This is a genomic window from Nonomuraea sp. bgisy101 (assembly GCF_057708945.1).
Window position 1 is genome coordinate 189,228 of record NZ_JBYITD010000010.1, and the last position, 23,839, is coordinate 213,066.

General features: G+C 69.1%; 26 protein-coding genes and 1 pseudogene. 9 read left to right on the plus strand and 18 right to left on the minus strand.

Annotated features, from left to right (window positions below):
- Window positions 1-101: 101 nt before the first annotated feature.
- Together AC3EO4_RS20665 and AC3EO4_RS20670 are read right to left on the minus strand one after the other, a co-directional pair.
- Entirely contained in the window at window positions 102-1,025 is a 924-nt protein-coding gene (locus AC3EO4_RS20665; protein WP_192778950.1) for a hypothetical protein, read from the minus strand.
- Window positions 1,026-1,569: 544 nt separating this feature from the next.
- A complete protein-coding gene (locus tag AC3EO4_RS20670; RefSeq protein ID WP_431897356.1) occupies window positions 1,570-1,857 on the minus strand; it encodes a hypothetical protein in 288 nt (95 codons plus the stop codon).
- On the opposite strand from AC3EO4_RS20670, the gene AC3EO4_RS20675 reads away from it, so the two are divergent.
- A complete protein-coding gene (locus AC3EO4_RS20675) occupies window positions 1,808-2,323 on the plus strand; it encodes an HAD family hydrolase (protein ID WP_431897162.1) in 516 nt (171 codons plus the stop codon). The genes AC3EO4_RS20670 and AC3EO4_RS20675 overlap by 50 nt on opposite strands.
- 86 nt (window positions 2,324-2,409) lie before the next feature.
- Window positions 2,410-2,730 carry a hypothetical protein gene (locus AC3EO4_RS20680; protein WP_431897164.1) on the plus strand — a complete coding sequence of 107 codons (321 nt, stop codon included), beginning with the start codon at window positions 2,410-2,412 and terminating at the stop codon, window positions 2,728-2,730.
- Window positions 2,731-2,862: 132 nt separating this feature from the next.
- Here the strand turns inward: AC3EO4_RS20680 and AC3EO4_RS20685 are convergent, their stop codons facing one another.
- From AC3EO4_RS20685 to AC3EO4_RS20705, 5 genes are read right to left on the minus strand one after another with little or no spacing between them, the layout of a single operon-like run.
- On the minus strand, window positions 2,863-3,603 hold the full coding sequence (locus AC3EO4_RS20685) for a M15 family metallopeptidase (protein ID WP_379574934.1): 741 nt from the start codon (window positions 3,601-3,603) through the stop codon (window positions 2,863-2,865).
- Between the two features lie 20 nt (window positions 3,604-3,623).
- Entirely contained in the window at window positions 3,624-4,073 is a 450-nt protein-coding gene (locus AC3EO4_RS20690) for a universal stress protein (protein ID WP_431897165.1), read from the minus strand.
- A gap of 9 nt (window positions 4,074-4,082) precedes the next feature.
- The gene (locus tag AC3EO4_RS20695) at window positions 4,083-4,328 is read right to left on the minus strand and encodes a hypothetical protein (protein ID WP_379574937.1); all 246 of its coding nucleotides are present in this window, start codon (window positions 4,326-4,328) and stop codon (window positions 4,083-4,085) included.
- Window positions 4,325-4,699 (minus strand): hypothetical protein, encoded by a 375-nt coding sequence (locus AC3EO4_RS20700; protein WP_379574939.1) that lies wholly within the window; start codon window positions 4,697-4,699, stop codon window positions 4,325-4,327. Before AC3EO4_RS20700 ends, AC3EO4_RS20695 begins: the two co-directional genes overlap by 4 nt.
- Window positions 4,696-6,471 (minus strand): MDR family MFS transporter, encoded by a 1,776-nt coding sequence (locus AC3EO4_RS20705; protein ID WP_431897167.1) that lies wholly within the window; start codon window positions 6,469-6,471, stop codon window positions 4,696-4,698. Before AC3EO4_RS20705 ends, AC3EO4_RS20700 begins: the two co-directional genes overlap by 4 nt.
- A 57-nt stretch (window positions 6,472-6,528) precedes the next feature.
- Between AC3EO4_RS20705 and AC3EO4_RS20710 the strand changes: the two genes are divergently transcribed.
- Entirely contained in the window at window positions 6,529-7,071 is a 543-nt protein-coding gene (locus tag AC3EO4_RS20710) for a TetR/AcrR family transcriptional regulator (RefSeq protein ID WP_431897169.1), read from the plus strand.
- 3 nt (window positions 7,072-7,074) lie between these two features.
- Here AC3EO4_RS20710 and AC3EO4_RS20715 read toward each other — a convergent pair whose 3' ends face one another.
- The 3 genes from AC3EO4_RS20715 to AC3EO4_RS20725 all read right to left on the minus strand — a co-directional run bounded on the left by AC3EO4_RS20715 (window position 7,075) and on the right by AC3EO4_RS20725 (window position 9,346).
- Complete coding sequence (locus tag AC3EO4_RS20715; protein WP_431897171.1) at window positions 7,075-7,608, minus strand: flavoprotein; 534 nt, start codon at window positions 7,606-7,608, stop codon at window positions 7,075-7,077.
- Window positions 7,609-7,674: 66 nt separating this feature from the next.
- On the minus strand, window positions 7,675-8,829 hold the full coding sequence (locus AC3EO4_RS20720; protein WP_379574944.1) for a phospholipase D-like domain-containing protein: 1,155 nt from the start codon (window positions 8,827-8,829) through the stop codon (window positions 7,675-7,677).
- A 70-nt stretch (window positions 8,830-8,899) separates the two neighbouring features.
- On the minus strand, window positions 8,900-9,346 hold the full coding sequence (locus AC3EO4_RS20725; protein WP_379574945.1) for a LysR substrate-binding domain-containing protein: 447 nt from the start codon (window positions 9,344-9,346) through the stop codon (window positions 8,900-8,902).
- On the opposite strand from AC3EO4_RS20725, the pseudogene AC3EO4_RS20730 reads away from it, so the two are divergent.
- Window positions 9,230-9,625, plus strand: a pseudogene (locus AC3EO4_RS20730) (amidohydrolase family protein); the annotation flags it as partial. The gene AC3EO4_RS20725 and the pseudogene AC3EO4_RS20730 overlap by 117 nt on opposite strands.
- 8 nt (window positions 9,626-9,633) lie before the next feature.
- Here the strand turns inward: AC3EO4_RS20730 and AC3EO4_RS20735 are convergent.
- Together AC3EO4_RS20735 and AC3EO4_RS20740 are read right to left on the minus strand one after the other, a co-directional pair.
- Window positions 9,634-10,281: a response regulator gene (locus AC3EO4_RS20735; RefSeq protein ID WP_379574947.1), complete on the minus strand. Its 648-nt coding sequence runs from the start codon at window positions 10,279-10,281 to the stop codon at window positions 9,634-9,636.
- The gene (locus AC3EO4_RS20740; RefSeq protein WP_379574949.1) at window positions 10,278-11,405 is read right to left on the minus strand and encodes a sensor histidine kinase; all 1,128 of its coding nucleotides are present in this window, start codon (window positions 11,403-11,405) and stop codon (window positions 10,278-10,280) included. Before AC3EO4_RS20740 ends, AC3EO4_RS20735 begins: the two co-directional genes overlap by 4 nt.
- Window positions 11,406-11,556: 151 nt before the next feature.
- On the opposite strand from AC3EO4_RS20740, the gene AC3EO4_RS20745 reads away from it, so the two are divergent.
- Together AC3EO4_RS20745 and AC3EO4_RS20750 are read left to right on the plus strand one after the other, a co-directional pair.
- Complete coding sequence (locus tag AC3EO4_RS20745; protein WP_379574950.1) at window positions 11,557-12,270, plus strand: ABC transporter ATP-binding protein; 714 nt, start codon at window positions 11,557-11,559, stop codon at window positions 12,268-12,270.
- Window positions 12,267-12,983: an ABC transporter permease gene (locus AC3EO4_RS20750; protein WP_379574952.1), complete on the plus strand. Its 717-nt coding sequence runs from the start codon at window positions 12,267-12,269 to the stop codon at window positions 12,981-12,983. The genes AC3EO4_RS20745 and AC3EO4_RS20750 overlap by 4 nt, the downstream gene beginning before the upstream one ends.
- 27 nt (window positions 12,984-13,010) lie before the next feature.
- On the opposite strand, the gene AC3EO4_RS20755 is transcribed toward AC3EO4_RS20750, so the two are convergent.
- Window positions 13,011-13,400, minus strand: coding sequence for a TraR/DksA family transcriptional regulator (locus AC3EO4_RS20755; protein ID WP_379574953.1), 390 nt, complete (start codon window positions 13,398-13,400; stop codon window positions 13,011-13,013).
- 244 nt (window positions 13,401-13,644) lie between these two features.
- On the opposite strand from AC3EO4_RS20755, the gene AC3EO4_RS20760 reads away from it, so the two are divergent.
- Window positions 13,645-14,487: a hypothetical protein gene (locus AC3EO4_RS20760; RefSeq protein ID WP_379574954.1), complete on the plus strand. Its 843-nt coding sequence runs from the start codon at window positions 13,645-13,647 to the stop codon at window positions 14,485-14,487.
- A 51-nt stretch (window positions 14,488-14,538) separates the two neighbouring features.
- On the opposite strand, the gene AC3EO4_RS20765 is transcribed toward AC3EO4_RS20760, so the two are convergent.
- The 3 genes from AC3EO4_RS20765 to AC3EO4_RS20775 form a co-directional block, all read right to left on the minus strand.
- Window positions 14,539-15,774: an MFS transporter gene (locus AC3EO4_RS20765; RefSeq protein ID WP_431897176.1), complete on the minus strand. Its 1,236-nt coding sequence runs from the start codon at window positions 15,772-15,774 to the stop codon at window positions 14,539-14,541.
- A 113-nt stretch (window positions 15,775-15,887) separates the two neighbouring features.
- Entirely contained in the window at window positions 15,888-16,904 is a 1,017-nt protein-coding gene (locus AC3EO4_RS20770) for an alpha/beta fold hydrolase (RefSeq protein ID WP_431897178.1), read from the minus strand.
- Between the two features lie 187 nt (window positions 16,905-17,091).
- On the minus strand, window positions 17,092-19,857 hold the full coding sequence (locus tag AC3EO4_RS20775) for an AfsR/SARP family transcriptional regulator (RefSeq protein ID WP_431897180.1): 2,766 nt from the start codon (window positions 19,855-19,857) through the stop codon (window positions 17,092-17,094).
- A gap of 96 nt (window positions 19,858-19,953) precedes the next feature.
- On the opposite strand from AC3EO4_RS20775, the gene AC3EO4_RS20780 reads away from it, so the two are divergent.
- Window positions 19,954-20,406, plus strand: a complete 453-nt coding sequence (locus tag AC3EO4_RS20780; protein WP_379574960.1) for a carboxymuconolactone decarboxylase family protein — start codon at window positions 19,954-19,956, stop codon at window positions 20,404-20,406.
- Window positions 20,407-20,417: 11 nt separating this feature from the next.
- Window positions 20,418-20,708 carry a hypothetical protein gene (locus AC3EO4_RS20785; protein ID WP_379574962.1) on the plus strand — a complete coding sequence of 97 codons (291 nt, stop codon included), beginning with the start codon at window positions 20,418-20,420 and terminating at the stop codon, window positions 20,706-20,708.
- 73 nt (window positions 20,709-20,781) lie between these two features.
- Here the strand turns inward: AC3EO4_RS20785 and AC3EO4_RS20790 are convergent, their stop codons facing one another.
- Both AC3EO4_RS20790 and AC3EO4_RS20795 read right to left on the minus strand, forming a co-directional pair.
- Window positions 20,782-22,236 carry an MDR family MFS transporter gene (locus tag AC3EO4_RS20790; protein WP_379574963.1) on the minus strand — a complete coding sequence of 485 codons (1,455 nt, stop codon included), beginning with the start codon at window positions 22,234-22,236 and terminating at the stop codon, window positions 20,782-20,784.
- A 754-nt stretch (window positions 22,237-22,990) separates the two neighbouring features.
- A complete protein-coding gene (locus AC3EO4_RS20795) occupies window positions 22,991-23,839 on the minus strand; it encodes a M55 family metallopeptidase (RefSeq protein ID WP_431897182.1) in 849 nt (282 codons plus the stop codon).

Below are 23,839 nucleotides of genomic sequence, written 5' to 3' on the forward strand. Positions count from 1 at the left end.
ACTGCGCCTGAGCGTTATCGCTAATCCGATAAGCGCTACGACGTAGCGTCCAATGATCGCTGCACTTCCAGCCAACAGTACCGTGATAAGGTCGCTAAAAGTCATGGCAGGAACTCCCGCGGTCCGCCAGGGTGCCCCAGGTCTATACGCCGAACGATGATTCTTGGACGTTTATCCGCCCATCCAATCTCATGGCTGAGTGGTCGAAACGTTACGCTCCCTAAATCGTCTGGTGCTGTACCGTTGATTCCTTTAGAGGAATCGCACCTCGCCAAGAGACGGGACTTTTGAAGTTTGGTGGCGAGCTGAGACAGGGATGAGCCACAGCACCACTCGACGACGATGTCAGAATGGGCGTGATCGTAGAGGTTAGCCCCACCGTGAGTAACGCCAACCGCGTTGAGCAGCATCGCCCGCCGCATTAAGCTGCTGAGCATGCGGTCTCGTTCTTTGCGCTGATGATCCAGGCCGGAGCCCCAGAAGCGCAGTGTGTCCTCCTCGACATCGGTCAGCCGGCCCGGACTCGTTTTCCACAGTATGCGGGACTTTGGTTCCAGCCTGTAAACCGACGCGGGATCCTCGTGGCCTGATACCACCACGTGAACCGAGGCGCCCGTGACGATATCGGCTAGCCGCCAGAGTTGCCGCCCCACCCGACGAAGGCGTACGCCTGGACATCCCCATACACCGCCATAATCCGCATCATAGATTGGAAGAATGGAGGCGACCAGACGAGCGGTGAGGGCATGGGCAGGAACGAGCACAAGATTGTCTTCGTCTGGCCTTATCGCGCTAAGCCCGAGCACCTTGCCTTTCAGTCCATCGTCGTCACGGAAGGCATCGCAGAGCGCGTACAGTACCTGTGTCTCTAGCCATTGCTGAGCACGAGCTCGCGCCTCTGGGATCGGACGCTCACGCGTGATGACGCCTCTTCGGGCGAGTGGAAGGCACACAGCCTGATACGGAAGACCGGTCGCCAAGTGGAAGATCTTGGCTGTGCGCTTGAGCTGAGGACTATGAGACACGCAGGCTCCTCATGCTGCCCGGCTCAGCACTACAGGTCTGCGAGTGAATCAGCTGCAAGGCTGGAATACCGCGGGTGACTTCGATGAGCCCCTCATCCCATTTTGGGTCCGCCGGGCACCCAAAGAGATCGACGTCCGCGTACGTCTGATTGCCAAATACTAGGCTATCGATGTCCGGCGTGCCAGACTTTTCTGTCTTTGATGGTGTGGTTTCGGCGGACAACATACGGGCGATCTTTACGGCCGTGATCATGAGTCTCTGTTCTTGAGCAGGTGAAGAACTGTTCCACGGCAGAATGCACACCGCTCTCCTCGGGCAGATGCCAGATCGCTGCCGCGCGGCTTCTGCCCCTTGGGGCCTGGCGGTTTCGCGCTGCGGGTCCACCTGCCACTGGGCATGAGAGCCACGACCGTACTCGTTTGCTGTTGTACAGCAGCCCCGTACAGCAACACTGCCTCTAGCGCGATCACACTCCATCGACCTGTATCCACCGCTTCACCAGGCCTGAAGGCAGCTGACGAGGCATCTGCCCTTCCCTACGGATCAGATGCGCGGTCGCGATGGCGTCCGCGCCGAGGCCGGTCCAGCGACAGAAACCGATGAGACCCAAGGGCCCAAGGGCGTCAGATAGGGTGCCATGCCGTGGCGCAACGGCTTGCCCTGTTCGACCTCGACAACACGCTCGTGGACCTGGGCGAGGCTTTTCGGCTGTGGGCCGGCGAGTTTGCCGGCCAGCACAGCCTTACTGGCGAAGCGGTTGATTGGCTGATCGCTCTCGATCGTGCAGGGCACCCGCACCGCGAAGTCTTCTTCTCCAAGGTCCGCGAGCACTTCAGCCTCTCCAACTCTGTCGACGAGCTCTGGAGCCGCTATCGCCAGCGCATGCCGTACCTCGTCCGCTGTCGACCTGAGACGCTGGACGGGCTGGCGCGGCTCCGCGCGGGGGGGGTGGAAGGTAGCGATCATCACCAACGGGACGGCCGGCAATCAACGCGGCAAGATCCAGCAAACTGGATTGGCCACGGCTGTCGATGCTTACGTGCTGTCGGGCGTCGAGGGGATTCGCAAGCCCGATGTCGGCCTGTTCGAGATCGCTGCGAGGAGGTGCGGGACGACGCTTGCTGACGGAGGTTGGATGGTCGGCGACCACCTTGTTGCCGATGTCGGCGGAGGGCGATCAGCCGGCCTCCGTACCATTTGGATCGATCGGGGTACGTGGCCGGAGCACGACCAGACTGCGGATCATGTAGTCACGGACGTTCTCCAGGCGATGGAGATCCTGCTACAGCACCAATAGCCGAGGGGCCGAATCAGCTCGCTCAAGTGATACATCGGCTTGACGGTATCGCGCCATCGACCGTGCCACCCTTCACGATGACCGGCATGGGGAAGCCTCACAAGCGTCAGCCAGCCAAGCCGGACTTGGAGACGGCCACGAGTGCCGAGGAGCTCGCCATGCGCCGAGCCCAAAGCGAACACGATGCACGGCGGGCTGCCGCCGAGAAGCAAGGGCAAGAGTGGAAGATCCCGCCGAGGGAGAAGGAACGGCGAGCCACGCAAGCCGCCCTCTCACGCGGCCGAGCCCGCACACCCGGAACCCCGGAGTTCAAGAACCGCGAACGCCAGCGAGAAGCCGCCCGGGAGGACGAAGCGATCTGGAACAGCGCCCATGATCCAGAAACGTTCGGCTCCGAAGACTGGTGAGCGGATGCCCGTACCCCCAGAAAAGCAGGGCACAACGAGGGCACATCAGAGTGCGAAACCGCCAGAGAAGCCGAGACACAGCGAGGTGCCGAACCGCAGGTCAGCGGTCATCCAGCGACATCGGCCAAGGTCTCAGCCGCCGCCCTTGCTGAAGTGCTGGTAGTCCTTGGTGCCGGACCAGTAGCCGCCCCATTCCCAGCCCACGGAGGCGAACGCGCGCACCACCCGATCGCCGGGGTTGATCACGCCGCGCCCCTTCATGGGCCGCTCGGTGTACTTGCGGGCGTTCTTGTGAGCGGTCGAGCCCGACGCGGTGACGTAGGGGTTCTGGAGGGGGTTCAGGTCGACGGCCTCGCCGTAGGCGTGGTTGGACCAGTTGCTCGAGCCCGTGGCGGGGCGGCAGTTGAACGCCGAGGTGTTGTTCGCGTCGATCGAGTCGTAGTCGCTGCCCTTGAAGACGTCGATCCGTTCCATGCGCTGGATCGGGTACCGCATGCCGTACAGCTTCTTGAAGACGGTGACGATGTCGTCGGTGACCGTGTCGCGGACCACGAGTTCGCCGGTGTGGGCTCGGTCGTCGAAGCCCCAGAAGGTCATGGTGACCAGCCGCAGGTCCGTGTAGTGGACGGGGCAGCCGGGCTTCCACGAGGAGCGGAGCTGGTCGCGGTCCAGCTTGCTGACCTTGGCGTGGAAGGCGGGCGGTCCCGTGGGTGACGGCGACGGGGTGGGTGCGGCCGAGGGGGCCGTCGAAGGGGCCGTCGAGGGGTCGGAGACGGGCGCCCGGCCGGGTGTGCCGGCCGCCGTCGCGACGGGAGCGGGGTTACCGGCGCATGCGGTGACCAGCAACGATACGGCTACGAGGACGCGTTTCACCTTTTCCAAGGTAGCGCGCTCTACGGCACGACCAGAACGGTGCGCCGGGCGTGGCGGACGAGACCTCGGGACACGGAGGTGTGCCAGCGCGAGCGGGAGCGGCCGACGACGATGGCGTCGGCCATGTGGGTGGCGGCGAGCGACTCCAGCTCCCTGGCGGCGTCGCCGCGCACGCTCACGAACCGCCATGGCACGCCGTGGTGGCGCATCTCCTGGCGCAGGTCGTCGATGAGGTCCTCGGCGGGGTCGGGGATGATCGGCGACCCGGCGAAGAACCACAGTGTGGCGCTGTTGAGGCACTCGACGAAGGCGACCAGCAGGCCGGCCTTGTCGCGTCTGGCGAGCCCGGCGGCGTACGCCAGGGCGTTGCGGCTCGGGTCGGTGCCGTCGTAGCCGACGACCAGCAGGCCCGCGCCGTCCTTGCCTATCTCGAACCGGCCCTCGGGGAGCCGGTTCGACAACGGTTCCACGGCACGCTCTTAGTGGGTGGTGTCCACGGCGTGCCGCCCGCGGCGGGCCAGCTCGCGCAGCGCGTCGGCCGCGTAGGCGACCAGGGCGACGAAGGCGCCTCCGGCCAGCAGCCCGCCGACCCACACGTCGTTGACGGTGGCGTCGGTCCATTCGTCGCCCCGCGGCTGGTAGCCGACCGCGAAGGGGGCGGCGACCAGCCAGAGGCCGCCGATGAACAGCAGTGCGAGGGCGGAAACGCCAAGGGTGGATCTCATCGCCGGTGTCCGTTCGTGGTGGTGAGGTCTTCGCGCAACGCCTCGACCAGCGGGGCGAGCATGGTGGCCAGTTCGGCCGACGAGGTGCCCGCGGGCGCGGGCTGGGCGATCGGCTCAGGTTCGGGAGCGCGCTGCCGTACGGTCACCAGACCGCGGGCGACGAGGTCCTCGTGGATGGCGGCGGCGAACGCCGCCACGCCCACGAGGCCGATCACGGCGACGCCGAGCCCGGTGAAGAACTCCGTGCCTGTGGCGTCGATCCAGTCGTCGGCCTCGGGTTGGGTGCCGAGGGCGAAGGGCGCGATCATCAGCCACAGCCCGGCGAGCAACGCCAGGGCCGCCGCGACGGCGCCCACGAACCTGCGAATCATGGTGCGACTCCTTCGGTGACTCTGTTGACGTGCGGCGTGGCCTGGGCCAGCAGCGCGCGGGAGGTGGGGCGGAGCACGTCGTTGGCGACGGCGCGGGCCCTTTCGCGTTCGGGCAGGTCGTCGGGCGGCGCCATCCTGGCGACCGCGGCGACCAGGGCGGAGGTCGTTCCGTTGGCGTGCTCGACGCGCTGGGCGATGAGTTCGAGCAGCAGGCCGGCGAGGACCAGGTCGTCCTTGCTGGGCGGCGCGGGCGGGGCCTCGGCGGGGCCGTTCCCTCGGAGCGGCAGTTCCTTCAGGAACAGCACCGCGAAGAAGCCCAGGACCGCGATGGGCACGCCGACCATGAAGACCGTCTCCAGGCCTCTGGTGAAGGCTTCGAGCACGATGCCCTTGACGGGTTCCGGCAGCTGCTGGATGGCGGCGGGGCTGCCGAGGGTGAGCGAGCCGCCGGTCGGCCTGACGTGGGCGGCCCGCATGAGTTCGGCCATCTCGTCCTTGAGCCTGTTGGACAGGATCGCGCCGAACGCGGCGACGCCCACCGCGCCGCCCAGCGAGCGGAAGAACGCCACGCCCGAGGTGGTGGCGGCCATGTCGCGCGGCTCGGAGCCGTTCTGCGCGGCGAGGATGAGCATCTGCATCGACAGGCCGAGCCCGATGCCGAGCACGGCCACGTCCACGCCGATCAGCCACTGCTCCGAGTCGACGTGCAGCCGCGAGAGCATGAACAGGCCGACCGCGACCAGCAACAGGCCGATGACGGGGAAGATCTTCCACCTGCCGGTGTTCGTGACGATCTTGCCGGAGATCACGCCGGACAGGAACAGCGCGAACACCATCGGCAGCGTCATCAGGCCGGAGGCCGTCGGGCTCATGCCCTTGACGATCTGCAGGTACTGCGGCAGGTAGATCATCGCACCGAACATCGCCATGCCGACGAAGAGCGAGGCGGTGCTGGTCAGCACGAACGTACTGTTGCGGAACAGCCTGGGCGGCAGGATCGGGTTGCGCGCGCCCCGCTCGGCGAAGACCGACAGCAGCAGCATGACCACCGCGACGGCGCCGAGGAAGTAGGTCCAGAAGGAGTTCCACTCGAACTCGTGGCCGCCGAGCGTCAGCATGAGCATCAGCGCGCTCGCGCTGGCGGTGATCGTTGTGGCGCCCCAGATGTCGATCGAGGTGTTCCGCTTGACCTTGGGCAGCCGGAGCACCTTCTGGATCACCGCGAACGCGACGATCGCGAACGGGATGCAGACGTAGAAGCACCAGCGCCAGCCCAGCCAGTCGGCGTCCACGATGAACCCGCCGAGCAGCGGACCCGCGACCGTGGAGATGCCGAAGACCGCGCCCATGTAGCCGGAGTAGCGCCCTCTCTCGCGCGGGGGCACGATGTCGCCGAGGATCACCTGGGACAGCGCGGACAGTCCGCCGACGCCCAGTCCCTGTACGGCTCGGGCCGCGATGAGCTGGCCCATGTCCTGTGAGAGCCCCGCGGCCAGCGAGGCGGCGACGAAGAGGCCGAGGGAGATCTGGAAGAGCAGCTTCCTGCCGTAGACGTCGGACAGTTTGCCCCACAGCGGCGTCGACACGGTCATCGTGAGCATCGTGGCCGAGGCGACCCAGGAGTACTGCTCCTGTCCGCCCAGCTCTCCCACGATCGTCGGCAGCGCCGTACCCACCACGGAGGTCGAGATCATCGAGGTGAGCATCGCCAGCATCAGCCCCGACATGATCTCGAGGATCTCTCTGTGGGAGTACTGCCTGCTTTGTGCCATGAATCGGAGTATACGTTTGTTTACTAGCCGCTCGGCAAGTGGGGTTAGGCTTCAGCCATGGAAGTGCGGGTGCGAGATCGCGAGGCGACCAGGGAACGCCTGCTCACGGCGGCCCGCGCGCTGTTCGCCGAGCACGGCTACGAGCAGGTCACCGTACGCATGATCGCCGCGGCGGCCGACGCGAACATCGCGCTGGTCGGGCGGTACTTCGGCTCGAAGGCCGGACTGTTCGGCGAGGTGCTGGCGGGCGAACGGTCGGTCGCGCGGGTCCTGGACGGTGATGTGGCCGGACTTCCCCGGCGCCTGGCCGAGTACGCGGGCGAGCGCATGCACGCCGACCCTGAGAGCCCGATCCTCCGCGCGCTGGAGCGCTCCGCGGGCGATCCGGAGGTGCAGGCGCTCATGACCGAGCGGCTCAGGACCGCGGTCGTGCAGCCGCTGGCCGCCAGGCTGGGCGGCGACGACGCGCTGGCGCGCGCCCGCATGGCGACGGCCGTCTTCCTGGGGATCGGGTCGCTACGGCGGCTGCTCGGGCCGTCCGACCCCTCGTCGGACGACGTCGACCGCCTGACCGCGGTGTTCGAGGCCTGCCTGCGGTGAGACTCAACGGGCCAGGTCGCCGAGCCTGGCCAGCGCCAGCGCCCACGGGAAGGCCGCCGCGTGGTCGCCGTCCGCGTCGGCGGGAGGCGGCTCGAACTCGCCGGGCCCCAGCAGCACGGCGACCCCTTCGGCCCGCAGGCTCGCCACGTTCCTGACGAACGGCGCCCGCGAGGCCAGCGCGCTGTTGACGAACGGCAGCACGACGACCGGGATCCCGAGCCCGGGGGCCTCGGCGAGGACGCCGAGGGCGTAGGTGTCCGTGACCCCCATGGCGAACTTGTTGAGCGTGTCGAACGTCGCGGGCGCGACCACGATCGCGTCCGCCCTCGGCGGTTTCGGCTCGTCGGGCCTGCGGTACCTGCTGCGTACCGGACGGCCGGTCTGCTCCTCCAGCGCGGCGACGTCGACGAAGCCGAGCGCGGAAGGGGTGGCGACGACCTGGACGATCCACCCCTCGTCCTGCGCCATGGTGACCAGCCGTCCGACCTCGCCCGCCGGGTCGGCCGCGCACACGATCACGTACAGGACCTTGCTCATCCGGCTCTCCCGCCCAGGTCGACGTCGTGCGACCAGAAGGCTAGCCTGCCGTCCCCGCCACTCGATTCAGCCCTCCCCGATGAAGCGCTCGCCCGCCGCCTCGATGCGCTCGATCTCCATCCTGAAGAAGCGGGCGAGCTCGGCGCAGGCCGCGGGATCGACCGGGCCTCCCTCGCGTTTGGGCAGGTCGGGATACGGGCTGCCGATGACGAAGATGTTCTCGTCGTTGTAGTTGTTGGCCGGTTCGGTGTAGTTGAACGATCCCGCGATGACCGTGGCCTCGTCGATGACCATGAGCTTGTGGTGGAGCTTGCCGAACGCGGGGCTGCGCTTCGGGAAGTAGAGCTCGATGTGCGCGCGGTCCAGGTCGTGGGTGGCCGCCCAGGTCTGCGCGCCCTGCCCGGGGTCCATGGCGCCGGTGACGGTCTTCCTGGCCGACGCCAGGGCGATCATGGCGTCGTCGATGCCGGAGGAGCCGGAGAAGGTGAAGATGGCGAAGTCGACGCGGTTGACGGCCTTGAGCATCTGCTTCATGATCTCCAGCTCGGGCGCGTGGTCGGGGGCGAACAGCACCTTCACTGGGATCCCGTTGAGGTTGTAGGCGGCGGGGACCTTGCCGTGGGCGCCGCGGCCGAACTGGCCCGCCCGCATCTGGTTGAACTCGGTCGTGTACGTCAGGCAGATCCGCGCGTCATGGAAGATCACGACGTGGTTGAGGTTGCGGTGGCAGTCGGTGTGGGTGAAGTTCGCCGACCCCGACAGGATCGCCGACGTGGGCAGGGCCCGCTCGCGGAAGTCGCGGATGATGAACTTCTGGTGGAAGATCGCGGGGTTGTAGTCGGCCTTCACGTCGACGTTGCAGCGCAGCAGCGCGGCCAGGATCCTCCTGTTCGGCTCCAGGCTGCGGCTGCCGGTCTCCTCGCCCCACTGGACACGCCGGCGGGCGGCGAGCTCGTCCTCCCCCGCCCTCGGCGTGATCTTCGGCAGCTTTCCGGTGACCAGGTAGTCCTGCTCCAGCACCATGCGGACGTTCACGCCGCGGAAGCGGGCGTTGAGTACGGCCTGCGCGATGGGCTCGGAGTCGAGCTCCTGCACGGCGATGTCCAGGAATCGCTGGGCGCCGTCGATGAAATCGATGATCACTTGCTCGAGGTTGTCGGCCGCGCCCAGCTCGGCCGGCCCGACGAAGGCCTCGATCTTGCCGTCGGCGAACATCGTCATACGGTAAGCGTTCCACTACACGAGGTGTCAGACAAGCATCAGAGATCCGCGCCTGCGCGGCGCCGTACGGTCACCGGCTCCCCGTGAACCTACGGCGAAGCAGGCGTTCCAGGCTGTCGACCGCCTCGTCGGTGTCGGTGCCTGCGCGGCGGGAGATGGCGACGTCGACCATCGGCACCGGCGGCAGCCCCTGCTGCTCGGACGGCCTGACGGCGCCGGGCGGGACGTTGTCCACCAGGAGCGCCCCCACGCCGATCCCGGCCGAGACCGCCGCCTGGACGGCGTGCACGCTGGTGCTCTGGAAGGCGACCCGCCACCGCCGCCCGTGACGGCCCAGCGCGTCGAGCACCGGCTGCCGCCACTGGCAGGGCTGCGAGAACAGCACCAGAGGCAGCGGGTCGTCGTCAGCGGCCCGCTGATCGACACCAGGACCAAGGTCGAGCTGCGGCACCGCACCCTGCGCAACCCGGGACTGCTGGCCGCCGCCGGCGTACGGGTGGCGATCACCACCGACCACTCCGTCGTCCCGATCCACTTCCTCGTCCACCAGGCGACGTTCGCTGTCAAAGAGGGGCTCGACCGCGACACCGCGCTCCGCGCCATCGCCACCACCCCGGCCACGATCATGGGCCTGGACGACAGGGTGGGCGCGTTGCGGCCAGGCCTGGACGGTGACGTGGTGCTGTGGTCGGGCGACCCGCTCGACGTGATGAGCCGCGCGCTGCGGGTGCTGATCAGCGGGCGCGAGGTCTACCGCTACGACCCGGATACGGCGAGCGGGACCAGGACCGCCTGAGCCCTCCGTCAGAGCAGACCGGCGTCGCGCACCTTCATCGCGACATGGACCCGGTTGTCCGTGCCCAGCTTGGCGAAGATCCTGGTGACGTTCGCCTTCACGGTCGCGACGCTCAGGTGGAGACGTTCCGCGATCTCCGCGTTCGAGCTGCCCCTGGCCACCTCGATCGCGACCTCTCGCTCCCGTTCGGTGAGCCTGGCCAGTTCCCGCTGCGCATCGGGCCGTTGCGGCTCGCGCCCGCCGGTGGCCGCGGCGATCACCTGCCGGGCGACGCTCGGCGACAGCACCGGCTCCCCTCGCGCCACCGCCCGGACCGCCTCGATCATCCTCGGCGGCGGCGTGTCCTTCAGCAGGAAGCCGTCCGCGCCCAGCTCGAGCGCCCGCAACACCATGTCGTCGGCGTCGAAGGTGGTGAGGACAAGAATCCTCGGCGGGTCGGGCCAGGCCAGCAGCAGCTCGGTGGTGGTCAGCCCGTCCTGCTCCGGCATCCGGATGTCCATCAGCACGATGTCCGGCCTGAGGTCGCGGATCACGCGCATGGCCCGCCGGCCGTCCTGCGCCTCGCCGACGATCTCCAGGTCGGGCTCGCCGCCGAGGATGAGGCGCAGCCCGGTGCGCACCATCGCGTCGTCGTCCACGATCACCAGTCGGGTCACGGTGCGGGAGCCTCCCATGGCAGGCGGGCGTCGAGAACGAAGCGTCCGTCCTGGATCGTGTGGCTGAGGGTGCCGCCGGCCATCCGGGTCCGTTCGGCCAGGCCGACCAGGCCCATCCTCCCACCGGGCCCCGCGGCCGACCCGGAGGGTGCCGGGTTGCTCACCCTGATGCGCAGGCCCTCACCTGGTCGCCCGCCGAGCTCGGCCGTCACCCTGCTGCCCGGCGCGTGCTTGCGCGCGTTGGTCAGCGCCTCCTGCACGATCCGGTACGCGTGCCGGCCTGTCTGCGTCGGCAGCAGTTCCCTGCCGTCGATGGTGTCGTCCACGTCCACCTTCTGACCCGCGGCGCGCACCTCGTCGAACAGGGCCGCCACGTCGGACAGGCTCGGCTGCGGCGCCTCCAGCGCGCCGTCGCGCCGGAGCGAGCCGAGCACGGTGCGCAGCTCGTTGAGCGACTCGTGCGCGCTCTCCTGGATCGCCAGCGCGATCTCGCGGGTCTCCTCGGCGGTGAGGTCCTTCCGGTACGCCAGGCCGCCGGCGAGCATCGACAGCAGGGAGATCCGGTGAGCCAGGACGTCGTGCATCTCCAGGGCGATCTTGGCCCGTTCCGCCAGCTTGGCCTGCTCGATCCGTTGCAGGTGCTCGCGCTCCGCGGCCAGTGCCGCCTCCCGCTCCGAGGCTGCCAGGTCACGGCGCTCGCGCAGGTACAGGCCGAAGACCGTCAGCCCGCCGAGGACGATGCTTTCCGTCACCGCGGAGACGATGGTCGCCTGGGTGATGCCGTCCCAGCTGCCGCTGACCGCGGGCCCCAGCAGCGACACGAGCGCGACAGGGACGATCCGGCGCCACCGGCGATGCGTGCACAGGGACACGTAGGCGACCATGGCGGGGCCGGTCGCCGTCGTGGAGAAGACGGTCAGCAGGGCGGTCGCCAGCGCGACCGGCCACGGCCGGCTGCTCCGCCACCGCATCAGCGCCAGCCCTGTCACGCCGAGCGCCACGTCGGCCAGCGCCCACCCGAGCCGGTCCGGATCCCGTAGGACGATCACGACCAGGATGGCGCCGAAGAACAGCATCGGCAGCACGGCGCACAGCGCGACGCCCCACTGGTTCAGGTTCCCCATACGGCCTCGCACAGCCCACAGCCTATGGACGACCGGGCCGAGGTCTTAGCGACCTGGGTCTCCATCCCGATGGCCGCAGGTCCACCACAGGGGCGCCGGCTCTGGCCCTGGGTCCGATGACCGGCGGCCTCCGCTCCGGTGAACTGGACCAATGATCGAGTTCAGTCATGTCAGCAAGGTCTACAAGGGTGTGAAGGCACTCGACGAGGTGTCCTTCACCGTCGGGCCTGGCAGCATCACCGGTTTCCTCGGCCCCAACGGCGCGGGCAAGTCGACGGCCATGCGCGTCCTGGTCGGGCTCTGCCGCGCCACCTCGGGCTCGGCGACCGTGCTCGGCCGGCCGTACGCCGAACTGGACCGGCCTGGTTTCCAGGTCGGCACGCTGCTCGACGCGGCCGCGCAGCACCCGGGCCGCACGGGGCGGGAGATCCTGACCCTGGGCGCGATGACGCTCGGCCTGCCGAGGTCGCGGGTCGACGAGGTGCTCGACCTGGTCGGGCTGAGCGGCAAGGAGAGCAGGCGGACCGTCGGCGGCTACTCGCTCGGCATGCGGCAGCGTCTCGGCATCGGACACGCCCTCCTCGGCCGGCCCGCGGTGCTCGTCCTGGACGAACCCGCCAACGGGCTCGATCCCCAGGGCGTCCAGTGGATGCGCGGGCTCCTGCGCGGGCTGTCCGACGCGGGCTGCTCGGTACTGCTCAGCTCGCACCTGCTGCACGAGGTGGAGCGGGTCGCCGACCGGATCGTGATGATCGGCCGCGGCCGCGTCCTCGCCCAGGGCACCGTCGAGGAGCTCAGCAGGGGCCGCGGCCTCGAGCGGACCTTCCTCGACCTGACCGCCCACGCCGACCGGAGCGCGGCATGACGCGGCTGCTGGCGGTCGAGACCCGCAAGCTCTTCGACACGCGCAGCGGCAAGATCATGACGGCGATCCTGATCGCGCTGACCGTCGCGGCCATCACCGCGCGCGGCGTCGTCTCAGGTCCGCGGCTGCACACGCTGGTCGGCACCGCCGGCGTCGGATTCGGGACGCTGCTGCCCGTCCTCGGCATCCTCTCGGTGACCGGCGAATGGAGCCACCGGACCGCCCTGACCACGTTCGCGCTGGAACCGCGGCGATCGCGGGTGCTGGTGGCCAAGTGCCTGCCGCCGCTGGTCGCGGCGGTGGCCGCCGCACTGTTCGCGATGCTGGTCGCGGTGCCCGTGACGGCGGTCGTGGCCGCCGTTCAGGACGTCCCCGCCACCTGGGAGGTCGCGCCGCTCGCCCTGCTGGGCTGGACGGCGACGAACGTCCTCGTGGTCGGGATGGGGCTCGCCCTGGGCATGCTGCTCCTGAACGCGCCGGCCGCGATCGTGATCTGCCTGTCGGCCCCGTTCCTGGGAAGCGTCGTGGGAGGGCTCGGCCCCACCGGCGCCTTCGTGGCCGGATGGCTCGACCTGGGTCACGCCACCGCACCGCTGACGGCCGGTGACGTGAACGGCGGCGACGCCGCGCGGCTGGCCGTGTCGGCGCTCCTGTGGATCGTCGCCCCGATGACGGCCGGTGTGGTGCGCGTGATCCGCAAGGATGTGACGTGACCGCATGGCACCGGCGCCTCGGCCAGGTCAGCGGCGGCGGCCCGAGGCGCAGGTGACGCAGGCCGTGGCGGCGGGGAGGATCATCAGGCGCTCGACGGCGATGCGCCGTCCGCATGTCGCGCAGGTCCCGTAGGTGCCGTCGCGGAGCCTCTCGAAGGCGAGTTCCAGGTCGGCGAGGTGTGTCACGGCCTGGTCGAGCAGGGCCTGGACGTGGGCCCGCTCGAAGGCGGTGGACGTTCCCTCAGGGTCGTGCTCGTCGTCCGAGCCCGTCAGCGCCGACGATTCGACGATCTCGGCCCGGTCGCGGCCCAGCATGGCGATGCGGGCCGCGGTCTGCCGAAAGTCGGCGTCGAGCAGTTCTCGGATGGTCGCCTGCTCCGAAGGGGAAAGCGCGGCGTCCCGATGGCGTTCGGTCATCATGGCTCCCTCATCTTCCCCACCAGGCTATTCGCAACTCCTTCACCAGGTCCCGGGAGATGCGATGACATCACGGCCGGCCCATCGGCTCCGGAGTCCTGCATTCATACGCACTCCGCAGAAATGCGAGAGAAATTCGCCTATGGCCCCGCGTTCAGGAGAATCGATCGCTTGACAATCACGTTCCCGCCGGAAATGGTGAAATCGAGCATCCACGGACGACCATCTTTCTGGGGGTAGCGCATTGAACGAGCAATGGGCGATCACCGACAGCCTCCGCGCCATAGACCAGAGAATCGCGAGGGAACAGAAAGGGGTTTTCTCCGAGGCCCTCATCCTGTTCGACCACGTGCTGGTGCACCGCACCCAGCCGTACAGCGGCTACGACGGCTACGAGGTGGCGGGCAAGAACCTGCACTACGCGCTCACCGACTCGAAGCCCGGCGTCCGTCACCCTCGCAGGCCCTACTACGTCTCCGACAAGGAGGCCAACGTCTCGCTGGCCGACTCCGAGGTGGTCAGCCTGGAACAGGCCTGGCGCTGGCTGAACGGCTGGAAGCGGGACCGGGCCCTGATGAGGGAACAGATCGTCCAGCAGCATCAGGCCTGGCGGAACAGCCGGGAGAGCGGAGCGTCGGACCTGCGGGCCCGCGAGTACGAGCGGCTGCGCTCCGGGCTGGATCCGCTGCCCCCGCAGATCTGGAGCCCGGCCCACGAGCGCGCCTGGCAGGCCGACACCGACCGCTGGGAGGTGGCGGCGTACCAGGCGCTCCAGGCATGGGACAGCCATCCCTATTCGGTGACCGTCATTCTGGTCGGCAATATCGGCCCCTGCGACGGATGCAAGGCCCGGTTAAAGGTTTTCCTTTACGAACTCAGCGGGGAATTGTTCCCCAAGGCATTCGTCATGACGAAGGCCGTCTACACCGGCGACCGGTGCAAACGCGGAGCGCGCGGCACCACCGACCGTCTGGACACGGAATACGGATATCCGGACCACGCGGAACAGCAGGAGTTTCGGTTGGACGGCCAAACCTTCTGGCACCCGTGGGTCCGCGTGGTGACCCCGTGGCCGGTGCAGCAGTAAGGCAGCTTCCCCCTGGACGATCTCCGCCGGCGGCCCGTTTACCGGGCTCGTTCAGGCGGCGGCCTCCTTCCACGCGGTCTGGAGGTGGGTCCGCCGGTCGTACTGGTGGCGTTGCGCCCAGCGCACGGCGAAGGGTGCCGCCAGGCCGGTCAGGGCGAACAGTGCTCCCACGACGTACCAGCCAGGACGGCCCCAGGTGATGCACAGCGCGATGAGCAGGCCCGGCCCGAAAGCCTCGGCCAGCCCGGCGCCCAAGCCGAACACGCCCAGGTACTGGCCGGTGGCGTGCTCCGGAGCGAGGGCGAAGGACACCTCGAAGCCCCCGGCGGAGTGCCACAGCTCACCGACCGCATGAACCACCACGGCGGTCATGAGCAGCGTCGCCGCGGCCCACGTCGGCATCCCCGCGGACAGCGATATCAGCGAGCAGGCGATGAGGAAGGCCACGCCCGCTCGTCGGTAGGCGATGCCACCGGCCGCGGGGGAATCGACGGAGCGGCTGGCCCGTACCTGGAACACGATGACGATGACGGTGTTGACGAGCATGGTGCCCGAGACGAGCCAGTGCGGGGCGGTGGTGGCCACGACCAGCCAGAGCGGGATGGCCACCGTGAGCACCTTGAACTGGATGGCCATGATGCCGTCGAGGGCGGTGAGCAGAAGGTAGGGCCGGTCCCGTAGGGCGAGCCGGCGAGGGCCGTGGGCGACGGGCGCCGGCGGCGTCGACGGCAGGAGGACGAGGATCGCCGCCGACGCCGCGAAGGCGACCGCGTTGCCGATGACGAGGAGCTGGTAGGCGGTGAGGGTGCCGACCTGGACGGCCCAGCCCGCCAGCAACGCGCCGAGGGAGATGCCCACGTTGGTCATGGCGCGGAGGTAGGCGCGGAACTCCTGCGGCCTGTCCCCTCCGTAGTGCCTGATGAGCGGACTGCGCGCGGCGAGTCCTGCCGCCTTCGCCCCGGTCGCCACGCACACCGCGACGACGAACGGCCAGAAGCTGTCCGCCAGCACGAAGCCGGCCGTCGCCAGCGCCTGGACGAGCAGGGTGGTCGCGTAGATGCCGCGTGCTCCGCGCCTGTCCGCGAGATGGCCGACGGCGATGCCCATGACCAGCGAGACGAACCCGGCGATGGCGAGTCCGAGCCCTACCTGGTGCGCGGGAAGGTGGACGGCCTGGGTGAAGTACAGCACCCCGGCGGTCAGGTAGAGGCCGCTGCCGACGGTGTAGACGAAGTTCGAGGCGGCGATGACGCGCTGCGGTCCGGCAGCAGGCATCAGGTGGGGCATGAGATGGCTCCGCGTCCTGGGCAGGCGGTACGTGCCGGACCAGCTTGTTGCAAATTAATCGCAATAGCAAGTCTCTTGCGACTAATCGGCCCCTTCGCCCCGGTGGCGCCCGACTAGACCTCCCTCGCGAGCAACTCCTTGAGCGCGTCGTCGATGAACTTCGTGTCCACCGGGTTGAGTCCCCCTCCGGCGAAGTGCCCCCACGAGCCGGGAATGATCCGCAGCTCCGCGTGGGGCATGTGGGTGACCTCCCACTCGTTGTCCTCAGGCGGGAAGTAGAGATCCTGCTGTCCCGGCATCACGATCGCCGGCGCGCGGATCGCGGCGAGTGCCTCCTCGACGCCGACGAATCCCGGTGTCTTGCCGATGTCGGCGTTCTGCCAGGTCCACAGCATGGTGAGGAGGTTGTTCGCGTCGCGCCTGATGAACAGCCCCTCCCAGAAGCCGACGAGGAAGTCCTCCAGGGAGCCGTAGCGGAGCGGCTCGCGCTCGTAGAGCTTCTCCCGGTAGAACTGCTGGCAGAAGCCCCAGCCGGCGTAGACACGGGCCATCGCCCGCAGTCCCGTCCCCGGCTGCTCGCGGTACCAGCCGTTGTTCCACCCCGCGTCGGCGGTGAGCGCGGCCTTGACGCCCTCGAGGAAGACGATGTTGTGAACGCTGGTCTTCGCCGAGCCGCAGAAGGGGAGTATCCGCCGGACCATCTCGGGGTGGCTGAGCGCCCACTGGTAGGTCTGTCCGGCCCCCATCGACCAGCCTGTGACGAGTTCCAGCCGCTCGATGCCGAACCGCTCGGTGATGAGACGGTGCTGGGCCCGGACGTTGTCGTACATCGTCACGTTCGGGAACCGTGGCCCGTCGTGCGGCGGCGGGGTGTTGCTCGGCGACGACGACAGGCCGTTGCCGAACATGTTGGGGATGACGATGAAGTATCTCGACGGATCGAGCGCCATGCCCTCGCCGATGAGCCATTCGTTGTCATGGTGCTGGCCCGAGTACCACGTCGGATAGACGATCGCGTTGCTCTTGTCAGCGTTGAGCTCGCCGTACGTCTTGTAAGCCAGCTTGGCGTCGCGCAGCGTGGCTCCGCTTTGCAGCTGGATGTCGCCCTGTTCGAAGAGGTCGTAGTCCATCGAGGTCTCCTTGCCGATCGCCGATCCCGGCACCCCGCTCCTCCGGCCGCAGTTTCACAGTAATCCGACGTCAGAGCGTCAAGGAGAGCAGGGTGACGATGACCGTGGCCGGCGCGCCGCCCCCGCGTCGTGGATCGCGGGCCCGTCCGTCACGGTGCGCGTCCACGCTCACGTGATCCGCGCAAGGTCACGTGCTTTTGAGGAAGGCGCGCACCTCGTCGCTCTCGGGGACGCCGAGCTCCTCGTAGAGCCGCAGGGCCAGGCGTCCGTGCTCGCGCGCCCGGTCGTCCTGTCCGAGGCGCAGGTGGGCCCTGGCCAGGCCGTCGTGCGCGCGGGCCTGCTCGGGCCTGTTGCGGGCCGTACCGGCGAGGGAGAGCGCCGTGGCGTGCTCGTCGATCGCCCGCGCCGAGTCGCCCAGCGACAGGGCCGCCTCGCCCAGCCCGTTGAAGGCCGAGGCTTCGTCGCTGCTGTTGCCCATGGCCCGATACAGCTCCCCCGCCGCGCGATGGCGGGTCATCGCCTCCTCGGCCTTGCCCTGGTGCAGGAGGGCCGAGCCGAGGTGGTTGAGCACGCGGGCCTCGCCCAGCGGGTTGCCTTCCTTCCGGTGCAGGGCCAGCGCCAGGTCGAGATGGCGCCGCGCCTCGTCGTGGCGGCCCAGCTGGTCGAGGATCATGCCGAGGTCGGCGAGGACGAACCCCTCCGTCGACCAGTCGCCGGCGATCCTGGTGAGGTCGAGCGCCTGCTTGAGGTACCGCTCGGCCTTCTCGCTCTCGCGGCGGCGCCAGGCCACGTTGCCGAGCGCGTTGAGCGCGAGCACCCTCTCATCCGTCTCCTCGCAGACCGTGAGCGCCTGGTGGGCGAAGGTCTCGGACTGCTCGTAGTCGCCGCGACGCCAGTAGGTCCAGGCGAGGTCGGCGAGCGCGCGGCCCTCCGGCATGGCGCGCTCCTTGAGCGCGCGGCTTCTCTGCAACGCGGTGGTGTGCAGGGTCACGGCGTCATCGTGGTGGGCCTGACGGTCGAGATAGGGGCGCAGCGCGACGGCGAGGTGGCTGATGCACACGTTGGGCCCGTGGACCACGGTCGAGATGATGTTGGAGCGCTCGGCGTCGAGCCAGCCGATGGCCTCCGCCGTACCGCTGATGGGTTCCACGGGCGTGATCGGGGCCGGCATGTGCGGCCGGTCAGGGACGCTGTGGGGGAACAGCTGCTTGACCGCCGAGCGGGACCGGTGCAGGTAGTGCACCAGCAGGCGCATGAGGGCGAGGTCATCTTCGGCGAGGGAGCGGGCGTGTTCGCGCAGCAGGTCGTGGAGGGTGTAGCGGCCGGGCTCGCGCTGCAGGAGCATGTGCGCGTCCAGGAGGCTCTCCAGCAGGTCCTCGGCCTCGAACACGGAGACGTCGGCGAGGGCCGCCGCGGCGTGCGGCTCGATGTCCCGGCCGGGGGCCAGCCCGAGCAGCCGGAACATCCGCTGCTCCGCCGTACCGAGCTGCTCGTAGGAGACCGTGAACGCCGCCGCGACGCTCCGCTCGGACGTCGCGAGCTCGGCGAGCCGCCGACGCTCGTCGTGCAGGCGCCCGGCCAGGTAGGACACCGTCCACCGGGGCCGGTGCTGCAGCCGCGCCGCGGAGATCCGGATGGCGAGCGGGAGGTACCCGCACAGCTCCAGCACCTCGCGTACGGCCTCCGGCTCGTCGGCGGCCCGCTCGCCCACGATGCTCCCGAACAGCGCTGCGGCGTCGTCGGACGACAGCACCTCCACAGACAGCGCGTGGGCACCGTCCAGGCCGATCAGCCGCCGCCTGCTGGTGATCAGCAAGAGGCTGTCGGAGACACCGGGGAGCAGTCGACGCACGTGCTCGCCGTCGGCCGCGTTGTCGAGGACGGCGATGATGCGGCGCTGCGCCAGCTCGGCACGCCACAGCGCGCTCCGCTCGGACTCTGTCGTCGGGATGTCGGTCAGGCCGAGCTGCCGCAGCAGGACCTCGAGCGCGGCGGCCGCCGGGAGCGGATCCTGACCCCCGGTGTGCGCCCGCAGATCGATGAAGAGCTGGCCGTCCGGGAAGCGGTCGGCCAGGCGGTGGGCGGCGTGGACGGCGAGCGTGGTCTTGCCGATGCCGGCCATGCCGTCGATCGTCACGATCGTGTTCCGGTGCTCCGCGACCAGCCGCTCCAGTTCGGTGGTACGGCCGGCGAAATCGGGAATGTCGTAGGGCAGGAAGTTCGACCGGACCTTGTCCTTGGCCTTGAGCGTGGGAGCGTCGGCGAGGACCGCCCGCTCCAGCTCGACGAAGGCGTGGCCGGGATCGAGGCCCTGCTCCTCGGCGAGAGCCGTACGGTAGGACCGGGCCGCGGCGAGGGCGTCGGCCTGCCGCCCTGAGCGGTGCAGGGCCAGGACCAGCTGGCCCACGAGCCGTTCCCGCAGCGGCCGGGCCGCCACGTGGCCGGCCAGCTCGTCGAGCACCTGGCCGTGGTGGCCCGCCTCGAGTTCGGCCTCCATGAGGCGCTCGACCGCGGTCAGCCGCCGGTCGTCCAGCAGCGCACGGGCGCCCTGCGCATAGCCGGCGTGCACGTCGGCCAGGGCGTCGCCGTTCCACAGCCCCAGCGCGTCCCGGAACCGGCCCGCCGTGACCTGTTCGGCGAAGTCCTGCACGTCAAGCTGGCCGGGCTCGGGGAGCGCGACGTAGCCGCCCGGCCGCGTTTCGAGAATGTGGTCGGCGCCGACGCCGCGGAGCGTCCTGCGCAGGGCGGTGATCGCGGCGTGGATCTGCGACCGGGCGGTGTCGGGCTGGTCGTACCCCCACATGGCGTCGATCAGCTTCTCCATGCTGATCACCCGACCGGCGTTGAGCAGCAGGTAGGCGAGCACCGCGCGATGACGCGGGGCGATGCCTGGCACCACGTCGCCGTCGGCGATCACCTGCACAGGACCCAGGATCGTGAAGCGCGTCCCCACCTGTCGCCTTCCCATCGTCGACGCATCGCGGATCTATCAACCAGGGCATCCATCCTCGTCCTTGTCAGCAAGAAGCGCGTCCGAGGAGCGAGAACGATGCAAGCACGGATGAAGAACCCCGCCACCATCATCCCGGCCGCCATGCAGCCTATCCAGGGCCTCATCCAGGCCGTCCAGTCGCAGGGCGTTCCCGAGGAGCTCCTGGACCTGGTGCACCTGCGGGTCAGCCAGATCAACGGCTGCAGCTTCTGCGTGGACAGCGGCCTGAAGAAGCTCAGGAAGCTGGGCGAGAGCGACGAGCGGATCGGCCTGGTGTCCGCCTGGCGCGAGGCGCCGTACTACACCGACGCGGAGCGCGCCGCCCTGGAACTGGCCGAGGCCGCCACCCGGCTGGCCGACCGTGCCGACGCGGTGCCCGACGAGGTCTGGGACGCGGCCGCCGACCACTTCGACGAGCAGCAGCTCGCCTCGATCCTCCTGATGATCGCTACGACCAACCTGTTCAACCGCCTCAACGCCCCCATCCGGCAGATCGCCGGCACCTGGTGAAGGAGTCCCCCATGTCTGTCGTTCGATCCCACACCTACTCGGTCGATCCCGCCGACCTCGAGGAGTTCCTGGCCCGCCGGGCCTCGCTGATCGGCACCGTCCGCGATACGCATCCGGGGCTGACGATGACCCTGCTGGTCAAGCTGGACGACGGCACGTACAGCGACACCTGGCACTGGGAGAGCGGTGCGCAGATGGGCGCCGCGCTCGCCGCCATCCCCACCTTCGCGGAGGCCCCGCCGACCATGGCGCTCACCAAGGACGCGACGGCGCAGAACGGTCAGGTCGTCGACGAACGCTGACTCCCCGGGCCGGCACGTACTGCTCGACCGCCTTCGAGCAGTACGTGGATGCCGCGGTCATCGGCCAGGATGGTCAGCCGTGTCCATGGAACTCGCCGGTGCTGTCCGCTCGGGCCGGGAGGAGCAGGGCGGTGATGACCACCACCACCGACAGCACCGCGCCGATGATGAAGGCCAGCTGCATGCCGCCCAGGTTGGCGAGCGCCTCCGTGGCCCCCTCGGATCTCAGGGCATCGGCTCGCGCGCTCATCACGGTGATCACGAGCGCGGTGCCGATCGCCGCGGCGACCTGCTGCAGCGTGCTCAGGATCGAGCTGCCATGGGAGTAGAGCGGGGGCGGAACCGCTCCGAGCCCGAGGGTGAACACCGGGGTGAAGGTCGCGGCCAGACTCACCATCAGCAGCGCGTGCAGACCGAGGAGCTGCCAGAACGGCATGGTCATCGTGACCTGGGTGAAGCCGGCGAGCGCGAGCATGATGCCGATGGCGCCGGGGATGACCAGAACCCGGCCGCCGAACCGGTCGAACAGGCGGCCGACGGTCGGGCCGAGCAGCCCCATCGCGAGGCCACCAGGCATCACGAGGAGTCCGGTCTGCAAGGGGCTGAGCGCGCGGACGTTCTGCAGGTACAGCGGCAGCAGGATCATCGAGCCGAGCATCGCCATGAAGGACACCGACATCATGATCAGCGCGACCGTGTAGGTGCGGTGACGCAGGGTACGCAGGTCCATCAGCGGCACGCCGCGCTTCTGCAACCGCAGCTGGCGGATGACGAAGACGGCGATGGTGACCAGGCCGGCCGCCACGAACCCGGCGGCCACGCGGACGTCACCGCCCTCGAACCGGCTGAGCCCGTAGACCAGGCCGCCGAAACCGGCGGCTGCGGTCACCACGCTCAACCAGTCGATGGTGCTGAACCGGGGCTCTCCGACGTTCTTGAGCTGCTTCAGACCGCGCCACGTGATCAGGCCGGCGATGGGGAGGACCACGGCGAACAGCAGGCGCCAGGACCCGAGCTGGAGGATCAGCCCCGAGACCGTCGGGCCCATCGCGGGCGCGACCGAGATGGCCAGGGTGACGTTGCCCATCACCTTGCCCCGGTCCGACTCGGGCACCACCTGCATCAGCGTGGTCATCAGCAGCGGCATCATCACGGCCGTCCCTGACGCCTGGATGATGCGAGCGCCCAGCAGCACCTCGAACGACGGCGCGGCACCGGCCAACGCCGTGCCGATCAGGAACAAGCCCATCGCGGTGGTGTAGGCGCGGCGGGTGGACACCCGCTGCAGGAACCATCCGGTGATCGGGATGACAGCGGCCATGGTCAGCATGAAGGCGGTCGAGAGCCACTGCGCGGTCTGCTCGGTGATCTGCAGCGCCCCCATGAGGCTCGGGATCGCGTTGATCATGATCGTCTCGTTGAGGATGACCACGAACGTGGCGAGCACCAGCAGCCGGATCACGGCCGGGGTGCGACCCGAAACGGCGGTCGCGTTTTTGGCGGGTGAGTCGAGCTGTGGGGTGGACACGGCACCTCAATCGGGGTCGTCGGACATGACAGGTCATGGCTGGCGTCTCAAGTCTGACCGGCACCACCGACAAAACTCATCGCCCGGGCACCACCCTGCGGCAAGTGGAGCGAAATGTCACCCGGTTTTCACCGGCGGCGGACGACGATCTCCAGCTCGCGAAAGCGCCGACGTCGCGCCCGACCTGGGCGAACACCCCGTGCCCCGAGGGCTGGGCCACCACGGCGGCGAGCACCACGAACCGGGAAGGGCCGACGACACCCTGACCTCGCCGAGCCACGCTACAACAAGGCCGTCCCGAAGAATCCGCTGCCGCACGCCCGCCTTGCTTCGGCGGGCGCGCCCTTTCACGTCGTCGCGGCCCGCCTCGGCTGATCGCTTCCCCTCGGCTGCGAACCGACATCCACCTGGCCCTGTCGTCGACGTCGCGGCTGATCGTCCATGCGATCCAGCTCGGCGCGCAGAAGCCGTACGACCCGGAGACCCACCCCCGTGACAAGCGCCACGCGCCCATGTGGCTGACCGGCCTGGCCGCGATCCTCGTGCTCGGCCCTCTGGAGTACGGCACGCTGGACCTGATCGCGACGTGACGGGAGACACCCTGTCAACAGGATCCCGAGATTGTCTCCCTGACAGCGGGGCTTCGAGAGCACCGAATATCGGCACCGCCTCCGGCCCCGGTGACACGAACGCGGTCTGCGCGGACGGACCGGGGCCCTACAGCAGTGTCCCCGCCTACGCGGGCTGGATCCGGCTAGCGCCTGCCGTACAGGGCCATTCTGCTGATCATCGCGTCGGCGGCGAGGTGGTAGCAGGTCGTCAGGCAGCCCAGCACCTCCGTGGGCGTGGCGAAGGTGGCGGCGAGCGTCTTGTCGGCGATCCTCCGCACGCCCGGGACCAGCGCGCCCAGTTCGGCCGCGGGCGTGCTCGGCATGTCGATCTCGAGCTCCAGCACCTCGGGCAGCTCCAGCGGCGCCAGCTCACCGGCCCCGCGCACCGCCTCCGCCGCCGCCTCCCTGATCAGCCTCCTGGCCTCGGCCGGCGAGAGGCTGTCCGCGGCGGTGTGCCCGTGCGCGACCTTGACGGCGACCGTCCGCACGCCGGGGAAGACCTTCTCCGCGACGCCGCAGATGACGTCGTCACCGGTGAGCAACCCCACAGGGACGCCGACCGCGGCCGCCTGCAGTGCGTTGACCTCCGCCTCCGACACCGGTACGCCGTTGAGCCGCACCCCGAGGAAGTGCGAGGAGAAGGTGTGGGCCAGAACGCCCGGCGAGCCGGCCGCGGCGTGGTAACCGAGGAACATGGCCACGTCGTGCTCGGCCGAGACGCCCTCGGCCATGCAGTCCAGCTTGGGCGAGCCGAAGATCAGCCTGGCCCGCGGGTCGAGTTCCTCGTGCAGCAGGTTGTCCATGGTGCCGTGGCTGTCGTTGACCAGGACACTGTCGGCCCCGGCCGCGAACGCGCCGTCGATGGCGGCGTTGGCCTCGGCGGTCATCAGCCGCTGCGATCGCGGATAGCCGTGGCCGCCGCGGACGACCTGGTCCATGGTGGCGATGCCCGCCACGCCCTCCATGTCGATGGAGATGTAAACCTTTGCCAT